The sequence below is a fragment of the Streptosporangium sp. NPDC004631 genome (assembly GCF_053601935.1).
This window is the reverse complement of sequence record NZ_JBSGCR010000018.1, coordinates 119,238-125,672: the sequence shown is the minus strand read 5'-3', so window position 1 is coordinate 125,672 and position 6,435 is coordinate 119,238. Positions and strand designations below refer to the sequence as shown.

At 72.2% G+C, this 6,435-nt stretch carries 5 protein-coding genes; 3 read left to right on the top strand and 2 right to left on the bottom strand.

Going from position 1 to position 6,435, the window contains the following annotated elements:
• The 3 genes from ACWEF2_RS19645 to ACWEF2_RS19635 form a co-directional block, all read left to right on the top strand.
• Positions 1-335 (top strand): amidase family protein (locus ACWEF2_RS19645; RefSeq protein ID WP_453817052.1); only part of this gene is annotated, 335 nt, incomplete at its 5' end.
• A gap of 164 nt (positions 336-499) precedes the next feature.
• Positions 500-3,019 carry an AAA family ATPase gene (locus ACWEF2_RS19640; RefSeq protein WP_453817050.1) on the top strand — a complete coding sequence of 840 codons (2,520 nt, stop codon included), beginning with the start codon at positions 500-502 and terminating at the stop codon, positions 3,017-3,019.
• A gap of 415 nt (positions 3,020-3,434) precedes the next feature.
• Entirely contained in the window at positions 3,435-3,614 is a 180-nt protein-coding gene (locus tag ACWEF2_RS19635; RefSeq protein WP_453817048.1) for a hypothetical protein, read from the top strand.
• A gap of 164 nt (positions 3,615-3,778) precedes the next feature.
• Here ACWEF2_RS19635 and ACWEF2_RS19630 read toward each other — a convergent pair whose 3' ends face one another.
• Together ACWEF2_RS19630 and ACWEF2_RS19625 are read right to left on the bottom strand one after the other, a co-directional pair.
• Positions 3,779-4,984: an NAD(P)/FAD-dependent oxidoreductase gene (locus ACWEF2_RS19630; RefSeq protein WP_453817046.1), complete on the bottom strand. Its 1,206-nt coding sequence runs from the start codon at positions 4,982-4,984 to the stop codon at positions 3,779-3,781.
• A 71-nt stretch (positions 4,985-5,055) separates the two neighbouring features.
• Positions 5,056-6,426 carry an MBL fold metallo-hydrolase gene (locus tag ACWEF2_RS19625; protein ID WP_453817044.1) on the bottom strand — a complete coding sequence of 457 codons (1,371 nt, stop codon included), beginning with the start codon at positions 6,424-6,426 and terminating at the stop codon, positions 5,056-5,058.
• Positions 6,427-6,435: the final 9 nt, after the last annotated feature.

Genomic DNA, 6,435 nt, shown 5'->3' with positions numbered 1-6,435 from the left:
CGGTCTTCGCCGAGCGGTTCCACCGGGCGCTGGCCGGAGTGGACGTCATCGCCACCCTCACCTCGCCCACCGTCCCCCACCCGTTCGACCAGCCCGCACCGGAGGCCCACGGGCCGCACCGCAAGCTCGCGGCGCACAACCGGTTCACCCGGCTGCCGAACCTGCTCGGGGCGCCGGCGATCTCGCTGCCGTGCGGCTTCACCCAGGCGGGACTGCCGATCGGCCTCCAGCTCATCGGACGCCCCCACCGGGACCAGGCCGTCCTGGAGACCGCCAACGCCTACCAGCACATCACCGACTGGCACCTGAAGTCCCCGGCGGGGGTGTTGCCCTAGAGGCCGACGCCTCGCGACCGGATCCCGCACCCCGGCGGTCCGGGGGCGCGCCTCGCGCCTCGTGCCTCCGGACCGTCCGGCCGGGCTTGGGTATCGTCCAGAGGGCAGGGGTGAAAAAGCCAGACATGCAGGATTCGAGGGTTCACATGACGCCGGTGTCAGGGGTGATCGAGCGCAGTCGACTTGTCGGTCGCCTGCTGTCGCCGGAGGCTCGACCGCTGACGATCATCCATGCCGGTCCCGGTTACGGGAAGACGACCCTGCTGACCCAGTACGCGGCGGCGGGGGCCACGAGCACGGCGGTGTTGCGCCTGTCCGCCGCCGCCGACTCCCGCCCGCTGCCGACCCGGCTCGACCGGCTCCTGGCCAGGCACCGTGAGGAGCGGGTCCCGGACAGACCCGCCGCGATCGTCATCGACGACTTCGACCGGGTGGGCGACGCGGGAACCGCCGTGGGCCTGCTCAACTGGCTTGAGCGTCAGTCGGGGGTGACCGTCGTCCTCGCCACGAGCCGCCACCCCAACGTCCCCATCGGCCGGCTCAAGGCCAACCGGGCCATCGACGTGATCACCTCCGCCGACCTCGCCTTCACCCCCGCCGAGGTCCGGCTGTTCCTGCGGGAGCAGGGATACGACGTGCGCAACGAGGTCGTGAGCGAGGCGATGCGACGCTCCCAGGGCTGGCCGGCCGGCCTGGTGCTCGCCGCGAGCACCCCCGGCCTGGCGCCCAACGAGCTGGTGACCCACCTGTCAGGCGGCCACTGGGACTTCATCGAGTACTTCACCGACGCCCTCGCGCACTACGGCCTGGTGGACATCGACCGGCTCAGCCGCCTCGCGGTGCTTGAGACGCTCTCCGCGGAGAGCTGCCGCGCGATCGACGGACCGCTCAGCGAGTGGAACACGATCTCGCAGATGGCTCGGGACGACTTCTTCACCCGGCCCGTCCCGCGGCGCGGGCACCGGGTGCGCTTTCATCCGCTGTTCCGGGAGTTCCTCCTTCACCGGCTGCACAGCGAGAACCCCGCCGAGGAGGTGGTCCGCGTCCAGGGCCGGGCGGCCGAGGCCCTCGTCTCCTGTGGTGAACCCAGCCAGGCCGTCGGGCACTTCGTCAAGGCCGGCCGTCCGGACGAGGCGGCCCGGCTGCTCAGCTCGATCGGGTTCGGCGCCATCGACCAGGTCGAGACGGCCGATCAGGAGAGCTGGACGCTCGCCCTGTCCGGCAGCCAGGTGTACGAGTACCCGTGGCTCTCCGCCCTTGAGGGACGCCTGCGCCGGCTGCGCCTCGACTTCGACGGGGCGTTGGTGGCCCTGAGCCAGGCCCGTTTCCGCTTCGAATCGGTCGGCGACGTCGACGGGGTCGCCTGGACGACCAGTGAGCTCCACCAGGTCGGCTACGCCGACTTCTCCTACGCCGAGTCGATCCGGGCGACCGAGAAGGCCATCCAGGACGACGGCTACTCCGCGGCCGCGCGCACGAGTCTCGCCGCCCACCTGTGCTGGATGCGCTGCGAGGCCGGGCCCGCCGACGCCGCGATCGCCGCCGGGGAGCAGGCCCTCGCCGCGGTCCATCACATCGAGGGCGCCGACCTGCGCCGCAGCCTGCACGCCCGGGCCAAGCGCAATCTCGCCCTGGCCAGGCTGCTGCGCGGTCATCCCCAGAGCGCCGTCCGGCTGCTCGACGAGGGCGAGATCGCGACGCTCGGCGAGGGCAACGGGTGGGCAGGGATCATCCAGGGGATGGCCCTGCACCTGACCGGCAACGACTACGGCGCGTGGACCGCCTTCGACGCGGTGCTCCGGGCCGGGGTCAACCGCAACTCGATCCAGCGCCAGTGGGCCCATCAGTGGCGCGGCAACCTGCTGCGTTCGCAGGGTGACCTCAAGGGCGCGATCGAGGCCTACGGCAAGGCCGGCCGGATCGCGACGGTCGATCACATCGTCACGGTGCTGCAGTCCGACCACGGGGCGCAGGCGCTCGACGAGACGGCACCGGAGCGGCTTGAGGCGAGTGATCTGGTCGTCGATCGCGGCGGGGCCGAGCTGGTCCGGGGGCTGCTCCTGCTCAGCCGCGAACCCGAGACCGCGCAGCGGGCGCTGCGCCGGGCCGAGGACATCTTCGACGACGCCGGGTTCGCCCACCACGCCCGCTCCGTGACCGCCTACCGGGCCGTGGCCCTGGAGCGTTCCGGCGCGTCCGAGGAGGCCGAGCGCCTACGGTCGCGGGTGACCGGGTGGCTCATCCACTCCGGGATGTCGCGGCTCTACTGGCAGGGCGCCGGGACGGCCGACCCGTTGGCGCGCGGCATGTGGTCGCCGGCTCCGCGGGCCGGCGCGGAGACCGGGGCCGGAGAAGGCAGCCCGCTGCTGACCTGTTCGAACCCGGAGATCCGCGAACGCATCGAGAAGGCGCTGGCCGCGGGGACGCCGATCCGGTCGGTCGAGGCGCTGCTCAACGGCTACGGGCTCACCTGGCGTGAGATCGACGTCTTCTTCGCGTACTTCCTGCGGGTCGTCACCGAGATGCCCGAGGGCTCGACCTTCCGGGACCGGTGTGCCCGCCACCTCGTCATCTCCGAGCACACCCTCAAGACGCACATCTCGCGGATCCGCAGAAAACTCGGCATCGAGGACGAGGTCTCACCGCAGGTCCTGAGCGCCTGGCTGGCCGGCGTCGAGGGCTGACCGGGCCGTGGCACGCCCACTGTCCGGCATCCCCTCCGAGCCCTCCGGCCCCCGAGGCGCGGACACCCCGGGGGCCGGATCATGAGGATCTGGAGATCAAGGAGTTTCCCGGGAGGCCCCGTTCAGGTGGAGACCCCGGCCGCGCGGGCACGCCGGACGTGCGTATGACCGGGTCGTGAAGACCTCGGGGCATGGGGGCGGGTTGCGTTCGGGGCGTGGTGATGGTCTCCTGGGGGGATGGATTCCTTCGGCGCGGGAGCGGGGCACAGCTTGATGATGTGCCTGTTCGCGGTGACGCCGCTGTCGGTCGACGACCGGCTGTGTCGCCGCGGCGCCGTCTCGCGCTGACCGGCTCCGCCGGATCGGCCGGACGCGTCGCACGTCGACCAGTCTTCCCGCCGAGTCGAGGATTCCGATGACCAACACCACCTCCGCGATCGTTCCCACGCCCGAGGCCCATGCCCAGGTCGAGGCGGACGCGCCGGTGACCCCGCCGGCTCGCCGGCGGAGGTCGCTCACCGACCGGCTGCGCGACACCGGAGGCAGGATCGCCTCGGCCGTCCTGTCCGCCCACGGCGCCGGTGTGCCTTTCTGATCGCCGATCCCCGCCGGAATCCGTCGGCTCCGCCGGTCCGCGCCGGAATCCGCCGGCCGCGCCGGTCGTGGCCGGGGCCGGTCGATCTCCGGTGATCTCCACGTGGCCTGCCCGGAAACGGCGGTTCGCCGTCGGGGCCGCCTACCCGCCCGGGGCGACGGCGCTCAGGCCCGGCCCCTGAGCATGAGGTTCCAGTACAGGGCGGCGAGTCCGTAGCGCTTGAGGTACCACATGTCCTTGCGCTCGCGGGTGGTGTCGATGAGCGGGAAACTGGGCGTGGGGCGCATGGTGTAGTCGAACTCCGCGAGCAGTGTCCTGCCGCGGGCGGTGGTCAGCGGACACGAGGCGTAGCCGCCGTAGGAGGCCGGTAGTGGCTGGTTCCTCATCGCGGCGACCACGTTCCTCGCCACCACGGGGGCCTGCTTGCGGATCGCCGCGCCGGTCTTGGAGTTGGGGGTGGATCCGGCGTCGCCCAGGGCGAACACGTTGGAGTGGCGTACGTGCCGCATGGTGTGCTTGTCGACCTCGACGTAGCCCGCCGGGCTGCCCGGGTCGGCCAGCGCGGTGGCTTTGATCCAGTCGGGGGCCGACTGCGGCGGCACGACGTGCAGCAGGTCGTAGCCGATGTCCTCGCGGGTGCCGCCGGCGTGGTCGGTCACGACGACCCGGCGGCCCTCGCCGTCGATCTCGGTGACCTCGCTGCTGGTGCGGACCTCGATGCCGTACCGGGCCGCGACCCGTTCCAGCTCCTCGGCGAACTCCCTCACCCCGAACATGCCCGGGGTGGGAAGCACGAGCACGATGCGGATGTCGCCGAGCACGCCCTGCCGCCGCCAGTGGTCCGCGGCCAGATAGGCGATCTTCTGCGGGGCGCCGGCGCACTTGATCGGCCCGGCCGGCATGCTGAACACCGCGGTGCCGGACCGGAGATCACGGATGAGCTGCCAGGTCTTGGGCGCCAGATCGTAGGTGTAGTTGCTCGACACCGCCGGGGTGCGCAGCGCCTCGGCCATCCCGGGGATCTTCTCCCAGTCCAGCTGTATGCCGGGGCAGACCACGAGCTGGTCATAGGTGACGCGGACACCGGCGGCGGTGGTCACCGTCCGGTTGCCCGGGTCGATGTCCAGCGCGGCGTCCTTGATCCACGCGACGCCTCTGGGCATGACCGACGCCTGCGGGCGGGCGCTCTCCTTCGCCGGGGCGCACCCGCCGCCGACCAGGGTCCACAGCGGCTGGTAGTAGTGGGTGTCGGACGGTTCCACAAGCCCGATGTCATCGACGCGGGCACGTCGCAGCCGGGCCGCGACGCTGACGCCGGCGCTGCCTCCGCCGATGATGAGGACCCGATGGTGCATCGCGGATGTCGTCATGGAGAGCCTCCCTGCTCTGGGCGTATCGGATGGCGCGGGGGTGTCGGGGCCCGGTGGAGGGCGTCCGGCGCTCAGCTGGGCGCCGTGCCGGTGCTGATCGCCGTAGCGTACTCGTCGTCGATGAGTACGACGTCCCGCCCGGCGCGGTCGAGCAGGCTCGCCGCGATCGAGGCCCGGAACCCACTGGCGCAGTGCACCCACACCTGCCCCGCGGGTACCTCCGCCAGGCGCTCCAGCAGGGAGTGCAGCGGGATGTGCGCCGATCCGGGCACCATGCCGACGGCGCGTTCGTCGTCACGGCGCACGTCCAGCACCACCGGGCGCGTGCCCTGCCCGGCGTGTACGGCCGCCAGGTCGGCGAAGGTGGCGGTGCGGTAACCGCGCAGTTCCCGCGCGTCGGCCAGTTCGCCCGGTGTGCCCACCGCGGCGCCGTCGGGCCGGTCGATGCCGATGCGCACCAGTTGCCTCTGGGCGTCGGCGACCTGCTGCGCGGTGTCCCCGATCAACGTCAGCGGGGTCTCCCACGGGATCAACCAGCCGAGGTAGGTGGAGAAGTGCAGGCCCAGCGCGATCCCGATGGTGCCCGCCACGTGCTCGGCGGCGTAGGCGGTCCGGTCGCGCAGATCCACCACCCACTCTCCGGCGGTGATCCGCTTGTGCAGCTCCTCCGGCGACACGGGCGACGGCGCGGACAGATCCACGGGCCCCGGCCCCTGCCGGTTACGGGCGCCCATGTGGGCGTAGTAGCGCGGATAGGCGGTCAGCCCGGCGACCAGACGGGCCACGAAGGCGTCCTCGTCGTGCTCGGTCAGCGCGTCGTTGCGTCCGCGTTCCTGGCCGATGGTCGCGCTCTCACCACCGGTGGCCGACCCGGAGGAGCAGAAACTGCCGAAGCCGTGGGTGGGGAACACCCGCGTGTCGTCGGCGCACAGGCCGGCCAGACGCCGCGCGGAGTGGAACTGGGCACGGGCCAGCTCCTCCGTGCGGGCCGGATCGACCAGATCGGTACGGCCCACGCTGCCGTAGAGCAGTGATCCCCCGCTGAACAGGGCCGCCGGCCCCTCGTCGCCGGGGCCGGTGTCGACGACGTACGCCAGATGGGTGTCGGTGTGCCCGGGGGTGGCCAGCACCCGGATCCGCAGGCCGCCCACGGTCAGCACGTCGCCGTCGGCCACCGGCCGCCGGTCGAACCCCACCGCGTCGGCGGCCGCCACCGCGTACGTGGCCCCCGTGGACCGGGCCAGCTCCAGGCCGCCGGTGACGTAGTCGTTGTGGATGTGCGTCTCCAGCACCATCGCACACCGCAGGCCGCGGTCGTCGAGAAGCCGCCGCACGCGGTCGAGGTCCCGTTGTGGGTCCACGACCACCGCGACGGCGCCGTCGTGGGCGATGTAGCTGCGATCGCCCAGCTCGCTGGTCTCGATGACCTCGACCTCCACCACGGTCCTACC